The organism is Acidiphilium sp. AL, from assembly GCF_025499445.1.
Lineage (GTDB): Bacteria > Pseudomonadota > Alphaproteobacteria > Acetobacterales > Acetobacteraceae > Acidiphilium > Acidiphilium iwatense.
In genome coordinates this window covers 41,261-59,618 of sequence record NZ_JAIMBZ010000006.1, presented here as the reverse complement: position 1 = coordinate 59,618, position 18,358 = coordinate 41,261, and the positions used below count along the sequence as shown (strand labels likewise).

Below are 18,358 nucleotides of genomic sequence, written 5' to 3'. Positions count from 1 at the left end.
TGATTTCAGTGGCCTTCCGGCCGCACCGGCGCCCTGATTATCGGCAACCCGCAGCATTTACAAATGCGCGCCGGCGTCGCCGCGCCGGGCGCTGGGGTGATGCGTCCGGGGTTTCTCCAAATATATGACGAAACAAATGCTTATCTACCGGAATCGCTTGCGGCGGAACGGGTCGGCATATCGCCGTATCCGGCGAGGGTCGCCGCGACCTGCTCGCGCAGCCAGATCGCGGCGGGATCGCGGTCCCACTGGGCGGACCACACCATCGACACGGCCGGCACCCGCAAGTCCAGCGGTGTCGCATATCCTGAACCGCGGCGGTCTCGATCGACTCAGCCTGATCGGCATGTCCTGGGGCGGGTCGGTAACCGCCGCCTATACCGCCGCGCACGGCGAGACCGTGGCGAAGCTCGCTCTGATCGCGCCGCAATGGCTGACGGAAGGGCCGGTGCGGATCGACGCGGGCGGCACGCTCGGCGCTTATCGGCGCATCGACGTGCAGGCATTCCGGCAGCGCTGGCTCGATGCCGCACCGGCGGACCGGCGCGACGGCCTGATCCCCGCCGGCTGGTTCGATTCTTGGGCGGAGACGACGCTGGCAACCGATCCAGGAGCCGGCGCGCCCGGCACGATCCGCGCGCCGAGCGGTGCCGTGCTCGACGTGCGCGAATACTGGACGGCGGGGCGGCCGATCTACGATCCCGGCGCGATCCGCTCCCCGGTGCTGCTGACCCATGCGGAATGGGATGCCGACGTGACGATCGACCGCATACAGGCGCTGTTCCTGCGCCTGACCGGCGCACCTTACCGCCGCTGGGTCGAGATCGGTGAGGGAACCCATATGGTCGTGCTGGAGAAGAATCGCTGGCAGGTAATCGACGCCATCGTGGCCTTCCTAAAGGAAACCCGTGCACTGATCGACTGAAATCGGCTAAAGCCGGGCGAGAAGCCCGGTTTTGACGATGCGTATCTGCTCCTCGTCCCGCTTGTAGAACGTCCATTGCTTTATCCGCCGGGCGCGCACCAGGCTGGCCTGGGTCAGGACGCGCATGTGCTCGCTGAGCGTCGCCTGGGTGATGCCTAGCTTTTCGGCGAGCAGGAGGGCGCAGACGCCATCCTCCGTCAGATCGCCGTCGACCTGCGGCGGGAAATGGGCACGCGGGTCTTTCAGCCATTCGAGGATTATCAGGCGGCGCTCATTGGCGAGCGCCTTGATGATATCGACATCTTGCATTTCGTTAATTTGCCAAGTTACTAATTATTATCGATGTCGTCCAGAAAATCCTGAGCAAAGAGCAGAAGATGACCCCGGATACCCCGATCACCGCCGACCGGATCGCCGCAACCGAGCGGCTGATCCGCCCTCACATCCGCCGCACGCCGGTTCTCCGGCTCGATCTCGAAGATTTCGGCCTCGCGCCCCGGCCGATCGCGTTCAAACTGGAGTTTCTTCAGCATTCCGGTTCCTTCAAGGTGCGCGGTGCGTTCGCCCACCTTCTGACCCGGACCGTGCCGAAAGTCGGCATCGTCGCGGCCTCCGGCGGCAATCACGGCGCCGCGGTCGCCTATGCTGCCATGCGCCGCGGCGTGCCGGCAACCATTTTCGTGCCGAGCGTCACCTCGCCCGCCAAGGCCGAACGCATCCGCGGCTACGGCGCCGATCTCGTCGTCGGCGGCGACCGCTACGCCGATGCGCTCGCCGCAAGCGAACGCTTCGCAGCGGAACGGGGATCCCTCGTCATCCACGCCTATGACCAGCCCGAGACGCTGCTCGGACAAGGCACCATCGGCCCCGAACTCGAAGCCGACTGCCCGGACATCTCGACCCTGCTGGTGGCGGTCGGCGGCGGCGGGTTGATCGGCGGCATCGCTGCCTGGTTTCGCGGGCGGATGAAAATCGTCGCGGTCGAGCCGGAGGATTCGCCCACTCTGTGGCGCGCCTTCGAGTCCGGGCGTCCGGTCGATGCCGAAGCGGGCGGCATCGCGGCCGATTCCCTCGCGCCGAAACGCGTCGGGGACATGATGTTCCCGATCGCGCAAGCCTTCATCGAGCGCCCCGTCCTCGTTGCGGACGGCGATATCCTTGCGGCACAGCACGCGCTCTGGGATAAAATCCGCGTCGTGGCGGAGCCCGGCGGCGCCGCGACCTTTGCCGCCCTGCTGTCCGGCAAATACGCGCCGGCCGCCGGCGAGCGCGTGGCCGTTCTTCTCTGCGGCGCCAACACCACCGCGGTCCGCTTCGAACCCAGAATCTGAAACCGCGAGTTCACTCGCCGCCGTCGCGGGCGGCGGAATGGCTCTCCTGATCGAGGACGACCCGCGCGATCGCGGCCTCGCCCCCGACGGCGATCCGGTCCCGGCGGTTCATCGGCCTTTACGCCGCCTGCCTGATCTGCTCGTTCGGCGTGTTCGTGCCGTTCGTCGATCTCGTCCCCGATGCGATGGGTCACGGCGTTCCGCAATTTTCGGCGGTTCTACTGCTGAGTGTGATCGGCATCGGGAGCACCGCCGGGCGCTTCTTTCTCGGCGGGCCGGCCGACCGGATGGGCCGTTCACGTGCGCTGATGGCGATGTTCGCCGGCATGGGGTTTGCCCTGGCCATCTGGGCGGTCTCGAAGGATTTCTGGGCGCTCGCCGTCTTCGCGTTCGTCTACGGCGTCGTCTACGGCGGATGGGTCGCGATTCTTCCAGCCGTGGTCATGGATTATTTCGGCGGTCGCAATGTCAGCGGGATCATCGGCATTCTCTATACCAGCGTCGCGATCGGCACGCTGATCGGCCCCATCGCCGCCGGATTCGCCTTCGATATGAGCCACAGCTACATGGTACCGATCATTGCCGGCGTCTGCGCGAATTTCATCGCCGCGGGAATCGTGGCCGGCACCTCGAAGGTGCGTGAACCGATAACCGATATGGTGGAACCAACATGACAACCGGCACCGATATCAGCATTCGTCCGTTGCAGCGCGAGGATCATTCGGCCTGGCTGCCGTTATGGCGCGGGTATCAAGCCTTCTATCAGGTCGATATTCCGGCGGATGTTTCCGACCTGACCTGGGCGCGGCTGCTCGATCCGGCGGAACCGGTTTCCGGCGCGCTCGCCTGGGATGGTTCCGTGGCGGTCGGCCTGGTCCATCACATCAGGCATCGCTCCACCTGGACATCCGGCAATTACTGCTATCTTCAGGATCTGTTCGTCGCATCGGCGACTCGCGGCCAGGGGATCGGCCGCAAGCTGATCGAGCATGTCTATGCGACGGCGGCGCGCGACGGCTGCGCGCGGGTCTACTGGCTGACCCACGAGACGAACGCGCCGGCGATGCGGCTCTACGATAATGTCGCGGAGCGGTCCGGGTTCATCCAGTATCGCCATCGCCTCGACTAACGCTCGTGAGCGAGACGCCGCCGGCACAGACCGCGAGCAGCGAAACCGGACCGTAACGCTCCGCCGCGCCGCGCAGCGCCCGCGCATCGTCTTCATGCGTGAGATCGCCGCAATCGGCATGTTTCGCTGCGCTTGAAGATTCATCCCGGCGCGCGTGACCAGGGCCGGGAACATATCGGCCATCGCCGACGCCAGACATCACCGGCACCAGCCAATCTTCCTGTGCGTCAAACCGGAAACCATGGTCGGAGCGGCGGGATTCGAACCCACGACCCCCAGTCCCCCAGACTGATGCGCTACCAGGCTGCGCTACGCTCCGACGGACATTCCCTTAGCAACTGCGCCGATGCGAGGCAATCGAGCGGCGGCCGCCAAACCGATCAGCCGGCCAGCCGGTCGCGGAGACGCTCAAGCTCGGCGAGCGCCTCGCGCAGTGCCGCGCGAAGCAGCGCGGCCGCGCGGGTTTCACCGGGCGGGGTTATGGGAGCGCCATCGCGCTGGACCGGCGCGGCCTGCCGGCCCGGTTGGGGAGCGGGGGCGATCGGCAGTTCGGGAAGATCGCTCGCGCGCGGCTTCATCGGCGCCATGGCGCCGGCCTGTGCGCGCTCGGCGGCGGCGGCGGCCCGTTCCTCGTCCGACGCGGGCGGGATCTCGTCGTGAAGGGCACCGCCGCCTTCCTTCAGAAGCCGCTGCACGCCTTTGATCGTATAGCCTTGAATATACAGCAAATCGGCGATCCGGCGCAGCAAAACCACATCGTCCGGCCGGTAGTAGCGCCGGCCGCCGCCGCGCTTCAGCGGCTTGATGCGCGGGAATTTGGTTTCCCAGAATCGCAGCACGTGCTGAGGCACATGCAATTCGTCGGCGACCTCGCTGATCGTGCGATAGGCTTCGGCGGATTTGCGGGGCCGCGCCCTTGCGGGTTCGTCCGGTTCGCCGCTCAGTCCGGTCAGGGTATCGGTCAAGAGCGGGACGCCTGGCCGGCGGCGTTGCCGGCATCGACCGCTTCGCGCAGAATCTGGCTGGCGCGGAAAATCAGCACGCGGCGCGGCAGGATGGGTACTTCGCGTCCGGTTTTCGGATTGCGGCCGATCCGACGCCCCTTCTGCCGCACGGAAAACGTTCCGAACCCGCTGATTTTAATGGAATCTCCATCGGCAAGGGCGCGCTTCATGCGATCGAGCACCGCTTCCAGCAGGTCGGCGGATTCGTTGCGCGACAGACCGACCGCCGCATAGATCGATTCAGCCAAACCGGCGCGCGTCAACGTGCTCATTTTTCAAGATTACCAAGAACTCGGGCCCGGTCAACACGCAAGCACCGGCAAACCCCGCCTCAAAGACGGATCAGCGCCGATCCCCAGGTCAATCCGCCGCCCAGCGCCTCGAGCAGAACGAGATGGCCGGGTTTGATCCGTCCGTCCTGGACCGCTTCGGCCAGCGCCAGCGGGATCGACGCCGCCGAAGTGTTGGCGTGGCGCTCGACCGTCATCACCACCTGGTCCGGCCTGAGATTCAGCCGCTTGCCCATGGCATCGATGATCCGCCGATTGGCCTGATGCGGCACCAGCCAGTCGATATCGGCGTGGGAGAGATTGTTCGCCTCCAGCGCCTCGTCGACCGCGGCGGCGAGCTTGGCGACCGCATGACGGAACACCTCGCGGCCGTTCATCACCAGGTGCTGCGACTTGCCGGTCTGCCCGGTCGCGCCGTCGATATACAGGATGTCGCCGTACCGCCCGTCGGCATGCAGATGGGTCGAGATGACGCCGCGCGACTCGCCCTGGCCGGACGCGCGGAGAAACACCGCACCAGCGCCGTCCCCGAACAGGACGCAGGTGCCGCGATCCTGCCAGTTCAGGATGCGCGAATAGACCTCGGTGCCGATGACCAGGACGTTGCGACACTGGCCGGCGCGGATCATGCCGTCCGCGACCGACAAGGCGTAGACGAAGCCGGAACAGGCGGCGGAAATATCGAAGGCGAAGCCCTGGGTGACGGCGAGCGCGCTCTGGATGTTCACGGCGGTCGCGGGGAAACCCTGATCCGGGGTCGATGTCGCGACGATGATCGCATCGACGGCGCCGGCCTTCGCCCCGGCGGCGGCCAGGGCACGTTTCGCGGCTTCGGCGCCCATGAAGGTGGCGGTTTCGTGCGGTCCCGCGATATGGCGCTGGGCGATGCCGGTGCGCTCGCGTATCCAGGCATCCGACGTATCGATCCTGGCGGCGAGTTCGTCGTTGCTGACGATTCGTTCGGGCAGATAGGCGCCGACGCCTTCGAGCAGGGTTCGCATCCGCTACCCCGCCGTCGCGACCGGGTTGGCGCCGAGTGCCGCCTCGGTCGCCGGCTCGGCGACGAGCGCGGCGCGGCCTGCATATTGGCTCAGCCCGTCCTTGATCCGCTCGTTGAACCGATTGACGATCATGTCCATGGCGACATCGACGGCATGGGCGAAGCCTTGGGCATCGGTGCCGCCGTGGGATTTGACCACCACGCCGTTCAGGCCCAGCAGCACCGCGCCGTTATAGCGCCGCGGATCGAGCCATTCGCGCAGCCGGTTCAGCCCCGGCCTCGCCAGCAGATAAGCGAGTTTCGCGGCGATGCTGGCGGAAAACACGCGTTTCAGCAGGTCGCCGACCAGCCTGAGCGCACCTTCCCCGGTTTTGAGCGCCACATTGCCGGTGAAGCCGTCGGTCACGACGACATCGACGGTGCCGCCGGCGATATCGTGCCCCTCGACGAAACCTTGGAATTGCGGGCTGAGCGGGCTGGCACGCAACGCCTCGGCCGCGCGCTTCAGGATTTCGTCGCCCTTCATTTCCTCCGAGCCGACATTGAGCAACCCCAGCGTCGGGCTCGGCAGACCGAGCACGGTGCGGGCGAACATATCGCCCATCACGGCGAATTCGACCAGGTTGCGGGCATCGCAGACCATGTTCGCGCCAAGATCCAGCATCACGACATCGCCCCTGGCCGAAGGGCCGATCGCCGCCATCGCCGGACGGTCGATCCCGCTCATGGTCTTGAGAACGATTTTCGCGAGCGCCAGCAAGGCGCCGGTATTGCCCGCGGAAATCACGCCTGCCGCCTCGCCGGCGGCGACCGCGTCGATCGCGCGGCGCATCGAGGCGTCGCGCAGGCGGAGTGCCGCGGTCGGCTTCATATCGTCCGGGATCGTCTCGGTGGTTGGCCGCACGACCACCCGGTCTTTCAGGCGCTTGGTCTGCCGCAGCAATGCGTCGATCCGAGCCGGATCGCCGAAAACCTGGAAAACCGCTTTCGGGTGGCGTTCGGCGGCGATATCGAGTCCGGCGATCACCACGTCGGGCGCGTGATCCCCGCCCATTGCATCGACCGCCAGAACCGGCGCCGACGATCTGGCCTGCGATTCCGTCGCCGAGGGACCTTGCGGGTCGATCATCATGACCGGATCATGGAAAAATGCGAAACGCGATGTGCCGCGGCCCGCTCAGATCCGAACCGTGCCCTTCAGCTCCTTACCCGCGGCGACAACCTCGCGGCCGTCATAATGGCCGCAATAGCCGCAAACGTGATGCGGCCGCTTCAGTTCGCCGCAATTGCTGCATTCGGCATGGGCTTCGCCGCGCAGAGCCAGGTGGCTGCGGCGCATGCCCTGCCGGGAGGGGGAAGTCTTTCGCTTGGGTACGGCCATGATCGGGTCTCGTTTCTGGTGTCTCGGCGGCGCGACAACGCACCACCGTCCCGTGGACAGGGATGATCTCAAGCACGGGCGTCTAGCAGACGCGACTTCGGGCAGCAAGCGGGCCCGCGCCGCAGTTGGGCATGCCTATTTGCCTGGAGCTTTGCCGAGTCCCTTGAGCGCGGCCAAGGCAGCGAACGCGGCCTCACCCGGTGCCGCGGCAAGTCCGGGCAGTTCCGCACCGGGCTTGCGCGGATAGGGGTCGAGCGCCAGTGCCAGTTGCTCGGCGACCAGGGCGCCGAGATCGACGATGGTGCCATCCACGACGATTTCGTCCGGCGAGTCGAGATCGGCGATCAGGGTGTCCTCGGGCTCGGTTTCGCCGCCGGCCGACGGCATGATGACAAGCGCGGTCCGCTCGGCGATGTTCTGTTCGAACGGATCGAGCGTGACGACGCAAACCTGGGTCACACGGGCGGCAAGGTCGAGCCGTGCCGCGACTCGCCCGTTCGGCATCCGGCTCAGCCGGATTTTGCCGCCGAGCGAAGCGATGGCGGGCAGAGCGAAGGCGGCGGCGACGGCAGCGCACTCCTCGGGCGAGGCGGTGACGGTGATCGTCTCCGGCTTGCCGGCAAGCCGGGCGAGATCGAATTTGCGGGAAAAACCTTGTGACGCGCTATGCTGCATGGCCGATTAGTCGCGCATCTTGCGCGATCATGGAAGCTCGCCCATAGGACTGCGATCAGATACAACCAAGGACCGAGCCGCGTGCGCCGACCCGCCATCAAGCTCCATCGCCTGTTTCCGCTTCTGCTACTGCCCGCGCTTGCCGGCTGCGCAATCTTTTCGGCGCGCCCGCATTATCGCGGCAATGCGGTCTCGGCCCATGAGCTGAAACAGCTCAGGCCAGGAGTCTCGACCAAGGCCGATGCGCGGGCGCTGCTCGGCTCGCCCACGTTGCGCGAGACCTTCAACGACGACGACTGGCTTTATGTCAGCCAGATCACCAAGCGCCGCATCGCCCGCACCCAGGGCGTGATCCGCCAGCATGTGGTGGTGCTGCAGTTCAACCAGCAGGGCGTGCTGCAGTCGATCCACGGAATCGACAAGAAGAACGCCGTGATGGTCGCGATGGCGGGCGGCCACACCCCCGCGCCGGGCGGCCGGGCGAGCCTGTTCCAGCAACTGGTCGGCGGCGTGGGGCATTACAATCCTGGCCTCGGTGCCGGCCAGCCCGGCGGATTTGGCGGCGGCAGTCCCGGCTATGGCGGTGGCAACGCGGGCGGCTTCTCGGGCTTCTGATTTTCGGGCCGCCGATTTATCGGCGAGGGTTCTGCCCGGCATGTTGCATTCCTATTTTCCGAATGACTCGATCAGGAGGACGCCATGCTGAACCAACCCGACCGACTGAAGCTGAACGACCCGACATTGCTGCGCGAGGCGAACTATATCGGCGGCAAATGGATCGGCGCCGATAGCGGCAGGACGGTCGACGTTCCCAATCCCGCGACCGGCGAACTGGTCGGGCGGGTGCCAGCGATGGGCGAGGCGGAAACAAGCCGCGCGATCGAGGCCGCCGAGCGCGCCTTCGACCCCTGGCGCTCGATGCTTGCGAAGGAGCGCGCCGCGATCCTGCGCCGACTGTTCGATCTGATGATGGCGAACCAGGACGACCTCGCCGTCATCATGACGGCGGAACAGGGCAAGCCGCTCGCCGAATCGAAAGGCGAAATCGCCTACGCCGCCGGCTTCATCGAATGGTTCGCCGAGGAGGGCAAGCGCATCTACGGCGACACGATTCCGCAGAACGCGAAGGGTCGGCGGATCATCGTGCAGAAACAGCCGATCGGAGTGTTCGCCGCGATCACGCCGTGGAACTTCCCCGCCGCGATGATCACCCGCAAGGCGGGACCGGGCTGGGCGGCGGGCTGCACCGGGGTGATCCGCCCGGCGAGCCAGACGCCGTTTTCGGCGCTTGCCCTCGCCGTGCTTGCCGAGCGCGCCGGAATGCCGGCCGGGGTATGCAACGTGATCACCGGACCGTCCGGGCCGATCGGCAAGGAGCTGACCGGCAATCCCTTAGTGCGGAAATTATCGTTCACCGGCAGCACCGAGGTGGGTGCGAAGCTGCTCGCGCAATGCGCGCCGTCGATCAAGAAAACCTCGATGGAACTGGGCGGCAATGCGCCGTTCATCGTGTTCGACGACGCCGACCTCGACGCCGCCGTGAGGGGCGCGATCGATTCCAAGTTCCGCAATGCCGGCCAGACCTGCGTGTGTGCCAACCGGCTTCTGGTGCAGGATGGCGTGTTCGATGCATTCGCCGAAAAGCTCAAACGCGCGGTCGAGGCGCTGCGCGTCGGCAACGGCATGGAGCCAGGGGTGACGCAGGGCCCGCTGATCAATGCCGAAGCGGTGACGAAAGTCGAGCTGCATATCGGGGATGCCGTGAAGCGCGGCGCCCGCGTGATGACCGGCGGCGAACGCCATGCGCTCGGCGGCAATTTCTTCACCCCCACCGTGCTGGCCGACGTGCCGCATGACGCCTTGATCTTCCGCGAGGAAACGTTCGGGCCGGTGGCGCCGTTGTTCCGCTTCAAGACCGAGCGGGAGGCGATCGACCTCGCCAACGACACCGAATTCGGCCTCGCGAGCTATTTCTACGCGCGCGATGTCGGGCGGATTTTCCGCGTCGCCGAAGGGCTGGATTACGGTATCGTCGGCATCAACGAGGGCCTGATCTCGACCGAGGTGGCACCGTTCGGCGGCATGAAATATTCCGGCCTCGGACGCGAAGGCTCGAAATACGGGATCGAGGATTATCTCGAAATCAAATATCTGGCGCTGGGTGGCCTCGGCGGCGACAGGTAGCGGCGAAATACCATTCGGGCCGGTGGAGACTGCATCATGTCATTCGACGTTACCCGGTTCTGTGTCGCTTTGACCTCCGCGATGGCCGATGCGGTCGTCTATTCCGACGCCGCCGGCAAAATCCAGTTCTGGAACCAGGGTGCGGAGCGGGTTTTCGGCTTCACCCAATCCGAGGCGATGGGGCAGTCCCTCGACATCATCATCCCGGAGAACCTCCGGCAGCGCCACTGGACCGGCTATGACCAGACGATGCGGACGGGAAAGACCCGTTACGGCGCCGGCGACATGCTGGCGGTTCCGGCACTCCGCAAGGATGGCCAGCGAATCTCCATCGAATTCACCATCACGCCGTTCCACGACGAAACCGGTGCCCTGGCCGGTATCGCCGCGGTGATCCGGGACGTTACCGCGCGGTTCGAGGAGATGAAGCGATTGCGGCAAGAACTCCGGGCATTGCGGGCCGTGGCCAAGACCGAAGGATAGGGTTTCGCGCGGCGCCTATTCGACGAACCGGGCCAGCCGCACCGCCGTATGGCCGCGCCCGGTGCGCAGGCTCGGCATGATGAGCAGGCAATCGTCGTGCGGTGTGCGAATCTCCGCCGTCCCGTCATGCGCGAGCAGCGTTTCGCGCCGGCGGATCACCTCGCCGCCCCGGAACGGCCGGACGAAGGCAAACCGCCCGGTCGTCGCCGTGACCACCCGCGTCACCTCGGCGAAGCGCGCGCCCGCCGAGCGTGCCGGCACCGGTTCGACCATTCCGGCATGGGCGAGCAGTGCGGCGATGCTCGCCTGCATCTGGCCCACCGTGGTTTCCTGCCAGTGCTGCCCCGCTTCGACCAGGACCGAGGCCGCGTCGCCCCGCTCGGCGGTGAAGCGCGGATAGTCGATCAGCCGGCGGCCGCCGGCATGGCCCCCATCGGCAACGACAAGGCCTGGTGTCGCGATCGCCAATGCCAGCGCCTTGCCGCGCGCGCCGCTGCCGCAGAGCAACAGCGGATCGGACGGCCAGAGCATCGAATGGAGATCGAGCACCCAGTCCGCCGTGTCGATCAGCGCGCGCATCTCCCGCGCCCGGTCGAGTTCCAGCGAGCGGCGCGGCCCATCCAGCGTCGCCACATCCCATACCCGGTTCATATCCTCGTCGACGAAACGCGACGCGATCGGGTTCGCCGGGTCGAATCGGCCAAATGCGTCGATATTGGCGAAGCCCAAAGTGAGCCGCCCGCGCATCGGCCGCAGTTCCGCGCGCAGCATTGTATCGAGCGCGATGGCGCCGCCGATTTCGTTGCCGTGAATCAGGGCGATGATGACCACGTGCGGGCCGGAACGCGGTGCCGCGAAACTGGTAAATCCGCGCACTCCGGTATTGCCTTCGAGCCAGGGCGACAGATCGGGCGGCGCGAGCGACACGGCGAAACGCGGCCACTCGGCCGTTTCGATGCCCTCCCCTGGGGGTGCGATTACGCTCATCACTCGCTTTGGCACTCGCTTTGGTCGTCGCTTTCTGGCACCCGCTTTCGGCGAGATACGGACACGCACTCTAAACGGAGATCGAAACATCGCAACCGTCCCGCGCCAGCGACGCCAGGAACCGGCGTGACCGGCCGGCTTGGCAGGCTGCACCAAATCTGGCGCGCGATTCCGCCGGCGCCGCGCCGCGCCGCGCTGCGCGCGCTGACCTTGGCGGCGGCACCACGCGCCGACGCCACACCGCCGACATCGAGCGCCGGAGCCGTGATCGCCGGCGAGATGGCGCGAATCTCCGGTCTCGGCGAGGCGGCCCGGCTGCTTCATGCGGGTCTTGCCTCACTCGGAGCGGATCGCGGGGCGGTCGAACTCGGCGTGCTGCGCCCGCCGATACCGACCACCCTTCCCGAGGATGCCGCGCTGATCCTGCACGTCAACGCGCCCTCGATCCCGCTGATGCTCGCGCGCGCGGAAAAAAATTTCCTGCGCGGACGGCGTGTCATCGGGTTCTGGAACTGGGAATTGGAATCGCTGCCGAAGAACTGGCGCCGGGCCGAACAGTTCGTCCATGACATCTGGACGCCGTCCGCCTTCACCAAGGCGGCGATCGAGACAATCTATCCCGGACGGGTGCGGCTCGTCCCCTACCCGCTCGCGTCGCTCGATCTTGCCCCGGCGATGCCGGATCGCGCGTCGATCGGCCTGCCCGACCACGCGGTGATCGTCACGGTCATCGCCAATCTCGGCGCCAGTTTCGCGCGCAAGAATCCGCTCGGCGCGATCGCGGCCCATCGCGCTGCTTTCGGCAACCGTGCCGATCGCATCCTTGTTTTGAAACTCGCCGGCGGCGATGCGTTTCCTGGCGACATGGGGCGGGTGCGCGCGGCGATCGGCGATGCCGGCAACATCCGGCTGATCGACGAAACGTGGCCAGGAGAAAAGCTGCGCACCCTGCTCGCCGGTACCGATATCCTGCTCTCGCCGCACCGCGCCGAAGGGTTCGGGCTGGTCCCCGCCGAGGCGATGTTGCGCGGGATTGCCGTGGTCGCGACCGGATGGTCCGGCAATCTGCAATTCATGGACGAGACCAGCGCCGGGCTGGTGCCATACCGGCTGATCCCGGTCGCCGACGACCGGGGCGATTATGACGTGAAGGGCGCGGTCTGGGCCGAACCGGATATCGACGAAGCCGCGTCCCTGCTCCGCCGCCTCGCCGACGATCCCGCCAGGCGCATCGAGCTTGCGCTGCGCGGGCAGGCCTATGCGCGCGCCGCATTGGGTCTCGATCCGCTCGAATCGGCGCTGACCGCCAATGGCATCGGTTGACGAAACCGGGAGGCGGACCCAAAACCGCGCGATGCAAGCTGCCCGCAACGATGTCCTGGACGCGCCGCGCATCGATGCCGCGCCGAAACCCGCCCCGGTCGCTCGCATTCTGTGCACTGATCTCGCCGGGCTGCGCGCCCAGGCGCTCGGCCTCGCCGAAGCTGCCGGTTTCACGCCCGATTGCCGGGTCATCACGCCGAAAACGCCCTGGTCGTTCCTGTCGCCGATGCTCTGGCCCGATCCGCGCCGGGCGATCGATCCGGCCGCTCTCGCCCCGCCGGAAGGCGATCTGCTGATCGGCGCGGGCGGTGCCGCCGCGCGCCTGCTCGGCACGCTGCGCCGGCGCGACCTGCCCGCCGTCATCGTCCAGCATCCGCGCATGGACCCGACGCGGTTCGATGCGATTGTCGCGGCGAAACACGACGGCATCACCGGCCCGAACGTCATCGTCACCCGCACCGCGCTGCATCGGGTCACCGCCGCGCGCCTCGCCGAGGAACGGACGCTGTGGCAGCCGGTTTTCGCGCAGCTCCCGCGCCCGCTGGTCGCCGTCCTGGTCGGCGGGTCGAACGGCCGCTACCGGCTGGATGCGGCGGCGGCGCGCGCCTTTGCCGATGGTCTCGCCACGATGATGGATCGCGACCGCGTCGGCCTGATGCTCACCCCGTCGCGCCGCACCGATGCCGGTGCCCGTGCGACACTCGCGGAGGCCCTGGCACCGCGCGGCGCCTGGATCTGGGACATGACGGGCGAAAACCCGTATTTCGGGATGCTGGCCCTCGCCGACGCCATCGTGGTCACCGCCGATTCGGTCTCGATGGTCTCGGAAGCGGCCGCCACGGCAGTACCCGTCCTGCTCGCCCGCCTGCCGGGGCGATCGGTGCGCATCGGCGCCTTCATGGACGACATGGTCGCATGCGGCCGAGCCCGAAACTTCGCCGGCCGGCTCGACCTCTGGCCGGCTGAGTCCCTGAACGACACGCCGATGGCCGCGGCCGAATTGCGCCGCCGCCTGGGATTTTGAACGATGCTCGATATCGAAACCTTCGACAATCTTCGTGGCGGCAACGCCGTCTACAAGGCGCTGGCGCATCCGCTCGCCGCCGAAAAGCTTGCGGAACTCGCAAACCGTCTCACGGCGCTCGGTCCGGTTGCCGTCTATGATCCCGAGCGGATTTTCGCCCCGCTCCGCGCGCTCGCGCCGGATTTCCCGGTCGAAGGCGTCTATGTCCATGACACTCTGGCCCTGGGGGAGCTGCGCGGTGGCGCGACAACCCGCCCGCTGACCGAACTGCCCGGCGCTAACACCCGAATCGTGCTGATCGCCGCGTTCGATGCCCATCGCCTCGCCGCGCGCATCAAGCCGTTTGCGCCCGCCGGAGCCGAGATCGTCACGCTGGATGCCGTCCGCCTGCCCGACTCGATACTGACCAATCCGCGCCGTTATCTCGATCCACTCAACTTCGCGACCAATTTCGTGTTTTTCCGCGATGACGACAGGATGGCCACGCGCCTCGTCACCGCCAATTACTGGACCGGCTACGGCGCGAAATCGGTGCGGCTCTGGTGCCGCCTGTTCGACGCGGCGGGCGGCCCGATTGCCGAATTCGAGCACGCGATCCCGGATCATGCGGGCACCATCGCGATCGGCAGCGACGCTATCCGCCGCCGCTTCAATCTCGGCCCGTTCACCGGCCAGCTCTTCATCCACGCGATCGGCGTGGCCGGCCACGACGTGGTGAAATATGCGCTCGACACCTTTGCCCGCGACGGCCATGGCAGCCTGTCCTGCACCCATGACGCCAATGCCTGGCCGTCCGAACGGTTCGCCGGCCTGCCCGCCCCGCGCGAGGACGAACGGGTCATCCTCTGGCTGCAGAACAGCCACGCCGTGCCGATCCCGGCAGGTGCCGTCAGCCTCGACCGCATGGGCGCGGAAATTCCTGTGGCGCTAAGCGCGGAGATCCCGCCTTTCGCCACACGCGCCATCGATGTCGCGGAGCACCTGCCCGAGCTTCGCTGGCCGGCGCAGATCGAGATCCGCGCCGGGCGCCACATGGTCCGTCCGCGCTACGAGGTCGAGTGCGCGAACCGCACCCGCATCGCCCATGTCAACGTCGAGCGCGCCGATCTCAAACCCGATCCCAGCCTGAAATCGCTGTCGCCGCTGCTCGGGCGAGGCTTCCTGCTGCCCTTCCCGATCCTGCCGCGCCGGGATTTTCGCACCGTCGCCCTGCCGACGCCGATGGCGCATACCCAGGCCACGATTCCTCTCCGGCTCGATATATTCGCGCTGGACGGCACGCTCCTCGTCCAGAAATCCTATGGCGCATTACGGCGCGACCACGCGAGCGCCATCGATATCGACGAATTACTCGGCGCCGATGCCCTGCCCGAAGGCGGCCATGGCGAACTGGTCTATGATTTCTCCCAGGGCGGCGAGGCCGATGGCTGGCTGCACGGGCTGTTTCGCTACGAGCTGCGCGACGGCAGCCACGCGGCCGAAACCAGTTTCGGCGCGCATATGTTCAACACGATCATGACCTGGAAGAACGAGCCGCAATCCTATGCCGGGCCACCGCCGGGCCTTTCGACCCGGCTGTTTCTCGATCTCGGCACCGAAGCGAGGCCAAGCTTCTGCGTGCTGACCTATCCGGCCTCGGCGCGATGGCACGCTTTTTCCGACACCCATCTCGTCCTGCACGACGCCAAAGGGCGGGTGATCGCCGAGGAGCCGCTCGCCATCGCCTGCTCCGGCTCCGCCATGGTCGAACCCTGGCGCATTTTCACCTCCGAGGCGCTTTCCCGCGCCGAAGGCGGCTACGTGCTGATCCGCGACGCCACCTGCCGGCTGTTCGGCTATCACGGCAAGCGGAGCGGCAGCGCGTTTTCCTTCGACCACATGTTCGGGTTCTGAATTCACCGCAATCCGACCGGCCCGCGCTCGCGGCGGCCGGGAAAATCACGTATGGCAGACATCATGCAGCAGTCGAAGCACTTCCGCCGGATGGCGATCATCGTCGTGGCGATTGTCATTCTGGTGCCGGTTGCCGCCGTCGCGATCTTCGCCGCCAGCTTCAATCCCGACCGTTACAAGCCGCAGATCGTCGCTGCGGTCGAGCGGGCGACGCACCGGCAACTCACCATCGCGGGACCGCTGCACATGCGCCTGTCGCTGGTGCCCACCATCTCCGCCTCTGGCATCGTTCTGGCCAATCCGCCCGGCTTTGCCGATGCGGACATGGCCACGCTGAAGCGCGTGGAGGCGAGGGTCGCGCTGCTGCCCCTGCTGAGTCACCGGATCGACATCGTCAAGCTGGTCCTGGTCGATCCCGCGATCACCCTGGAATACGGCGCGGCGGGACAACCGAACTGGCTGCTGAGCCAGCCGCGCCACGCCAAGGCCATCATCACGCAATCTTTATCGGTTCAGAAGAGCACAGGGCAAAAAATCGCCCTGCAATCGGTTTCGATCGAAAACGGCACGATCACCTACAAGCCGCCGGTGAGGCTCGTTCCGCTCAAGCCGGGAGCGACGCAAGCGGTGCCGCATGGGCAGCCCGTTACCCTGACCATCGCGCATTTCACCGGCCGGGCCGACGCGCTGGATGCGCCGCTGCACGTGTCGATGCAGGCGCGGTATAACAGCGCGCCCTTCACCCTGGACGGCACGGTCGGGCCCGTCGCGCGCCTTACCGGCACGGGGAACGCCCCCTGGCCGGTGGATGTCACGCTCGGAGCAGCGGGGTCTGACCTGCACATAAAAGGCAGCGTCGCCCATCCGCGCCTGCTGCGCGGCTATGTGCTCGATCTTCACGCCACCATTCCCGATCTCGCCGCGCTCGATCCGTATCTGGGCGGCATGAATGCCGGCAAGTCCGGCCTGCCGCCGCTCAAATCCGTCGATGTCAAGGCGCAGCTTACCCAAACCGCCTCGGGTCTGTTGCCGGCGATCAGCAATGCGAGCCTGACCGCTGGCCGGTCGGATCTCGAATCCTGGCGCAAAGGCCTGTCCATCGCATCGCTCAATGCAACCATGGCCTCGCTCGATCAGCCGCTCAATGTGGCGATGGCGGGACAATATCAGGGCAAGGTACTGGGTCTGGAAGGCACCGCCGGACCGCTCGGCCCGATTCTCGAAGCCGCCTTTCACGGGACGAAACCCGCGCAGCCCGGCAATCCCGCGACCATGCAGCGCTTTGGCATCAATCTCGCCGCCAAGGTGGGTAATGCGCAATTCGGCGTCGCCGGCGGAATCGCGAGCCCGGCAAAACTCGCGGGCGTGGCCTTGAAACTCACGGCAAAAATTCCCGACCTCGCGCATCTCTCCGACCTTGCCGGAATGAAGCTGCCCGCCTGGACCAATATCGGCCTGTCCGGCCTGCTCACCGATCCCGGCGGTCAGGGGCTCGACCATGCAATCGGCCTCGACAGCCTCGCGGTCAGCTCGGATCAGGCGCAGTTCGGCGGCGCGTTCAGCCTGATTTTCGCCAAGGCGCCCGATCTGCAGGCGGTGATCAATGCCCCGCGCGTCGATCTCACCGCCTTGATGCGGGCGATGCCGAAGCCCTCCGCCTCGGCGTCGGACGGCGGCAATCCGCCCGCGCCTGCCCCAGCCGCCGGCAAGCATGCCGGCACCGGTCCGCTGATTCCGTCGACACCCCTGCCCTTCGGCCTGCTGCGCCGGGGCAACGGCAATGTCGAACTCACCATCGGCGAGTTGATGTATGACGGTGCGACCTATGACGCGATCACCGCGCACGGATTGTTGCAGAACGGCGTGCTGACGGTCCGGCCGATCAGCGCGGAACTGCCCGGCGGCTCGGTCTCCGGCACGCTGAACGTGGATGCCACCGCCAATCCGCCACGTGTTCACGTCACGGAGGCGGCGCCGGCGTTCCGCCTGGCGCCGCTGCTGACCCTGCTCGGCTTGCCCAACGCGGCGGGAGCGACGGTGCAGCTCTATGCCGATCTCGCCGGCCAGGGGAACACGCCGCGCGGAATCGCGGCCACGCTCAACGGCAATCTCGGCATGGCCACGGTCAATGGCGAGGTGGACGGCGCCTTGCTCAACCGGCTGTTCGGCAACGCGCTCGGCGCCGCCGGCCTGCCCGCGGGTATGGTGGGGGCGCAGGGTCCGGTTTCGGTGCGCTGCTTCGCCGCGCGGCTCGATGCGAAGAACGGTCTGGCCAGCCTGCGCGCGTTCACTCTCGATTCCAGCCGGATGTATCTTACCGGCACCGGCACCCTCGATCTCGGCGCCGAGCGGCTCAATCTGGTTCTGCGCCCGCAGGTTCGGATGGGCAATGGCAGCGCGCCGGTGCCGGTCGCGATTAACGGAACGTTCCGCAATCCGCATGCCGGCGTGGCATCGCCCGGCGCCTATGGTGCCACGGCGGCATCGCTCGCGCAGCAATTGGGCGGCGCCAACGGCAACACGGTGCTGGGGCGGTTTGCCCGGCAACTCGGCATCGGCATCGGCGCGCCGCCGAACCCGCAAAGCTGCCGGGGCGCGCTGGCGCTGGCGCGGATGGGCCATCCCGGCCCGATGCCGGTCACCGCCGCCGCGCCGGGAGTCGCGCCGGCGCAGGGTACGACGCCACAAGGCGGCCCGCAGAACCTGCTGCAATCGCTGTTCCGGTAGGG

Annotated in this window: 21 protein-coding genes and 1 tRNA gene; 11 read left to right on the top strand and 11 right to left on the bottom strand. The window is 66.9% G+C overall.

Going from position 1 to position 18,358, the window contains the following annotated elements; translation table 11 throughout:
- Window positions 1-140: 140 nt before the first annotated feature.
- Complete coding sequence (locus AiwAL_RS06420; RefSeq protein WP_262312346.1) at window positions 141-281, bottom strand: hypothetical protein; 141 nt, start codon at window positions 279-281, stop codon at window positions 141-143.
- A 14-nt stretch (window positions 282-295) separates the two neighbouring features.
- On the opposite strand from AiwAL_RS06420, the gene AiwAL_RS06415 reads away from it, so the two are divergent.
- The gene (locus tag AiwAL_RS06415; RefSeq protein ID WP_262312345.1) at window positions 296-925 is read left to right on the top strand and encodes an alpha/beta fold hydrolase; all 630 of its coding nucleotides are present in this window, start codon (window positions 296-298) and stop codon (window positions 923-925) included.
- 6 nt (window positions 926-931) lie between these two features.
- Here AiwAL_RS06415 and AiwAL_RS06410 read toward each other — a convergent pair whose 3' ends face one another.
- Complete coding sequence (locus AiwAL_RS06410; RefSeq protein WP_262312344.1) at window positions 932-1,234, bottom strand: helix-turn-helix transcriptional regulator; 303 nt, start codon at window positions 1,232-1,234, stop codon at window positions 932-934.
- Window positions 1,235-1,302: 68 nt separating this feature from the next.
- Here AiwAL_RS06410 and AiwAL_RS06405 point away from each other — a divergent pair, with 68 nt between their 5' ends.
- The 3 genes from AiwAL_RS06405 (at window position 1,303) to AiwAL_RS06395 (ending at window position 3,385) form a co-directional block, all read left to right on the top strand.
- Window positions 1,303-2,256 (top strand): threonine/serine dehydratase, encoded by a 954-nt coding sequence (locus AiwAL_RS06405; protein ID WP_262312343.1) that lies wholly within the window; start codon window positions 1,303-1,305, stop codon window positions 2,254-2,256.
- Window positions 2,257-2,324: 68 nt separating this feature from the next.
- A complete protein-coding gene (locus AiwAL_RS06400; protein WP_408851335.1) occupies window positions 2,325-2,930 on the top strand; it encodes an MFS transporter in 606 nt (201 codons plus the stop codon).
- On the top strand, window positions 2,927-3,385 hold the full coding sequence (locus AiwAL_RS06395; RefSeq protein WP_262312341.1) for a GNAT family N-acetyltransferase: 459 nt from the start codon (window positions 2,927-2,929) through the stop codon (window positions 3,383-3,385). The genes AiwAL_RS06400 and AiwAL_RS06395 overlap by 4 nt, the downstream gene beginning before the upstream one ends.
- Here AiwAL_RS06395 and AiwAL_RS06390 read toward each other — a convergent pair.
- From AiwAL_RS06390 to AiwAL_RS06355, 8 genes are all read right to left on the bottom strand, one after another.
- Complete coding sequence (locus AiwAL_RS06390; RefSeq protein WP_262312340.1) at window positions 3,357-3,593, bottom strand: hypothetical protein; 237 nt, start codon at window positions 3,591-3,593, stop codon at window positions 3,357-3,359. The two genes, AiwAL_RS06395 and AiwAL_RS06390, sit on opposite strands and share 29 nt — an antisense overlap.
- A gap of 34 nt (window positions 3,594-3,627) precedes the next feature.
- Window positions 3,628-3,704 (bottom strand) — tRNA-Pro (locus AiwAL_RS06385).
- A 61-nt stretch (window positions 3,705-3,765) separates the two neighbouring features.
- Window positions 3,766-4,350, bottom strand: coding sequence for a MerR family transcriptional regulator (locus AiwAL_RS06380; protein ID WP_407932542.1), 585 nt, complete (start codon window positions 4,348-4,350; stop codon window positions 3,766-3,768).
- Complete coding sequence (locus AiwAL_RS06375) at window positions 4,347-4,661, bottom strand: integration host factor subunit alpha (protein WP_235704486.1); 315 nt, start codon at window positions 4,659-4,661, stop codon at window positions 4,347-4,349. The genes AiwAL_RS06380 and AiwAL_RS06375 overlap by 4 nt, the downstream gene beginning before the upstream one ends.
- Window positions 4,662-4,720: 59 nt before the next feature.
- Window positions 4,721-5,680, bottom strand: coding sequence for a beta-ketoacyl-ACP synthase III (locus AiwAL_RS06370; RefSeq protein ID WP_235704487.1), 960 nt, complete (start codon window positions 5,678-5,680; stop codon window positions 4,721-4,723).
- Between the two features lie 3 nt (window positions 5,681-5,683).
- Entirely contained in the window at window positions 5,684-6,808 is a 1,125-nt protein-coding gene (plsX, locus tag AiwAL_RS06365) for a phosphate acyltransferase PlsX (RefSeq protein WP_235704519.1), read from the bottom strand.
- 48 nt (window positions 6,809-6,856) lie between these two features.
- Window positions 6,857-7,060: a 50S ribosomal protein L32 gene (gene rpmF, locus AiwAL_RS06360; protein WP_235704488.1), complete on the bottom strand. Its 204-nt coding sequence runs from the start codon at window positions 7,058-7,060 to the stop codon at window positions 6,857-6,859.
- Between the two features lie 135 nt (window positions 7,061-7,195).
- Window positions 7,196-7,735, bottom strand: coding sequence for a DUF177 domain-containing protein (locus tag AiwAL_RS06355; RefSeq protein WP_235704489.1), 540 nt, complete (start codon window positions 7,733-7,735; stop codon window positions 7,196-7,198).
- An 81-nt stretch (window positions 7,736-7,816) separates the two neighbouring features.
- Here AiwAL_RS06355 and AiwAL_RS06350 point away from each other — a divergent pair, with 81 nt between their 5' ends.
- The 3 genes from AiwAL_RS06350 (at window position 7,817) to AiwAL_RS06340 (ending at window position 10,402) form a co-directional block, all read left to right on the top strand.
- The gene (locus AiwAL_RS06350) at window positions 7,817-8,350 is read left to right on the top strand and encodes an outer membrane protein assembly factor BamE (RefSeq protein WP_235704490.1); all 534 of its coding nucleotides are present in this window, start codon (window positions 7,817-7,819) and stop codon (window positions 8,348-8,350) included.
- An 84-nt stretch (window positions 8,351-8,434) separates the two neighbouring features.
- Window positions 8,435-9,919, top strand: a complete 1,485-nt coding sequence (gene gabD / locus AiwAL_RS06345) for an NADP-dependent succinate-semialdehyde dehydrogenase (protein ID WP_235704491.1) — start codon at window positions 8,435-8,437, stop codon at window positions 9,917-9,919.
- Window positions 9,920-9,955: 36 nt separating this feature from the next.
- The gene (locus tag AiwAL_RS06340) at window positions 9,956-10,402 is read left to right on the top strand and encodes a PAS domain-containing protein (protein WP_235704492.1); all 447 of its coding nucleotides are present in this window, start codon (window positions 9,956-9,958) and stop codon (window positions 10,400-10,402) included.
- Between the two features lie 15 nt (window positions 10,403-10,417).
- Here the strand turns inward: AiwAL_RS06340 and AiwAL_RS06335 are convergent, their stop codons facing one another.
- The gene (locus tag AiwAL_RS06335; RefSeq protein ID WP_262312339.1) at window positions 10,418-11,389 is read right to left on the bottom strand and encodes a succinylglutamate desuccinylase/aspartoacylase family protein; all 972 of its coding nucleotides are present in this window, start codon (window positions 11,387-11,389) and stop codon (window positions 10,418-10,420) included.
- A 126-nt stretch (window positions 11,390-11,515) separates the two neighbouring features.
- Between AiwAL_RS06335 and AiwAL_RS06330 the strand changes: the two genes are divergently transcribed.
- The 4 genes from AiwAL_RS06330 to AiwAL_RS06315 are packed head-to-tail and all read left to right on the top strand — an operon-like array spanning window position 11,516 to window position 18,356.
- The gene (locus tag AiwAL_RS06330; protein WP_262312338.1) at window positions 11,516-12,712 is read left to right on the top strand and encodes a glycosyltransferase family 4 protein; all 1,197 of its coding nucleotides are present in this window, start codon (window positions 11,516-11,518) and stop codon (window positions 12,710-12,712) included.
- A 31-nt stretch (window positions 12,713-12,743) separates the two neighbouring features.
- Window positions 12,744-13,736, top strand: a complete 993-nt coding sequence (locus AiwAL_RS06325; protein WP_235704495.1) for a mitochondrial fission ELM1 family protein — start codon at window positions 12,744-12,746, stop codon at window positions 13,734-13,736.
- Between the two features lie 3 nt (window positions 13,737-13,739).
- A complete protein-coding gene (locus AiwAL_RS06320; protein WP_262312337.1) occupies window positions 13,740-15,629 on the top strand; it encodes a hypothetical protein in 1,890 nt (629 codons plus the stop codon).
- 51 nt (window positions 15,630-15,680) lie between these two features.
- Complete coding sequence (locus AiwAL_RS06315; protein ID WP_262312336.1) at window positions 15,681-18,356, top strand: AsmA family protein; 2,676 nt, start codon at window positions 15,681-15,683, stop codon at window positions 18,354-18,356.
- The last annotated feature ends 2 nt before the right edge of the window (window positions 18,357-18,358 follow it).

Excerpts from the sequence above, each read along its gene's own strand:
- AiwAL_RS06410 (WP_262312344.1), bottom strand. The coding sequence starts at position 1,234 with ATGCAAGATGTCGATATCATCAAGGCGCTCGCCAATGAGCGCCGCCTG.
- AiwAL_RS06405 (WP_262312343.1), top strand. The coding sequence starts at position 1,303 with ATGACCCCGGATACCCCGATCACCGCCGACCGGATCGCCGCAACCGAG.
- AiwAL_RS06395 (WP_262312341.1), top strand. The coding sequence starts at position 2,927 with ATGACAACCGGCACCGATATCAGCATTCGTCCGTTGCAGCGCGAGGAT.
- AiwAL_RS06375 (WP_235704486.1), bottom strand. The coding sequence starts at position 4,661 with ATGAGCACGTTGACGCGCGCCGGTTTGGCTGAATCGATCTATGCGGCG.
- AiwAL_RS06370 (WP_235704487.1), bottom strand. The coding sequence starts at position 5,680 with ATGCGAACCCTGCTCGAAGGCGTCGGCGCCTATCTGCCCGAACGAATC.
- plsX (WP_235704519.1), bottom strand. The coding sequence starts at position 6,808 with ATGATCGACCCGCAAGGTCCCTCGGCGACGGAATCGCAGGCCAGATCG.
- rpmF (WP_235704488.1), bottom strand. The coding sequence starts at position 7,060 with ATGGCCGTACCCAAGCGAAAGACTTCCCCCTCCCGGCAGGGCATGCGC.
- AiwAL_RS06355 (WP_235704489.1), bottom strand. The coding sequence starts at position 7,735 with ATGCAGCATAGCGCGTCACAAGGTTTTTCCCGCAAATTCGATCTCGCC.
- gabD (WP_235704491.1), top strand. The coding sequence starts at position 8,435 with ATGCTGAACCAACCCGACCGACTGAAGCTGAACGACCCGACATTGCTG.
- AiwAL_RS06340 (WP_235704492.1), top strand. The coding sequence starts at position 9,956 with ATGTCATTCGACGTTACCCGGTTCTGTGTCGCTTTGACCTCCGCGATG.
- AiwAL_RS06335 (WP_262312339.1), bottom strand. The coding sequence starts at position 11,389 with ATGAGCGTAATCGCACCCCCAGGGGAGGGCATCGAAACGGCCGAGTGG.
- AiwAL_RS06325 (WP_235704495.1), top strand. The coding sequence starts at position 12,744 with ATGCAAGCTGCCCGCAACGATGTCCTGGACGCGCCGCGCATCGATGCC.
- AiwAL_RS06320 (WP_262312337.1), top strand. The coding sequence starts at position 13,740 with ATGCTCGATATCGAAACCTTCGACAATCTTCGTGGCGGCAACGCCGTC.
- AiwAL_RS06315 (WP_262312336.1), top strand. The coding sequence starts at position 15,681 with ATGGCAGACATCATGCAGCAGTCGAAGCACTTCCGCCGGATGGCGATC.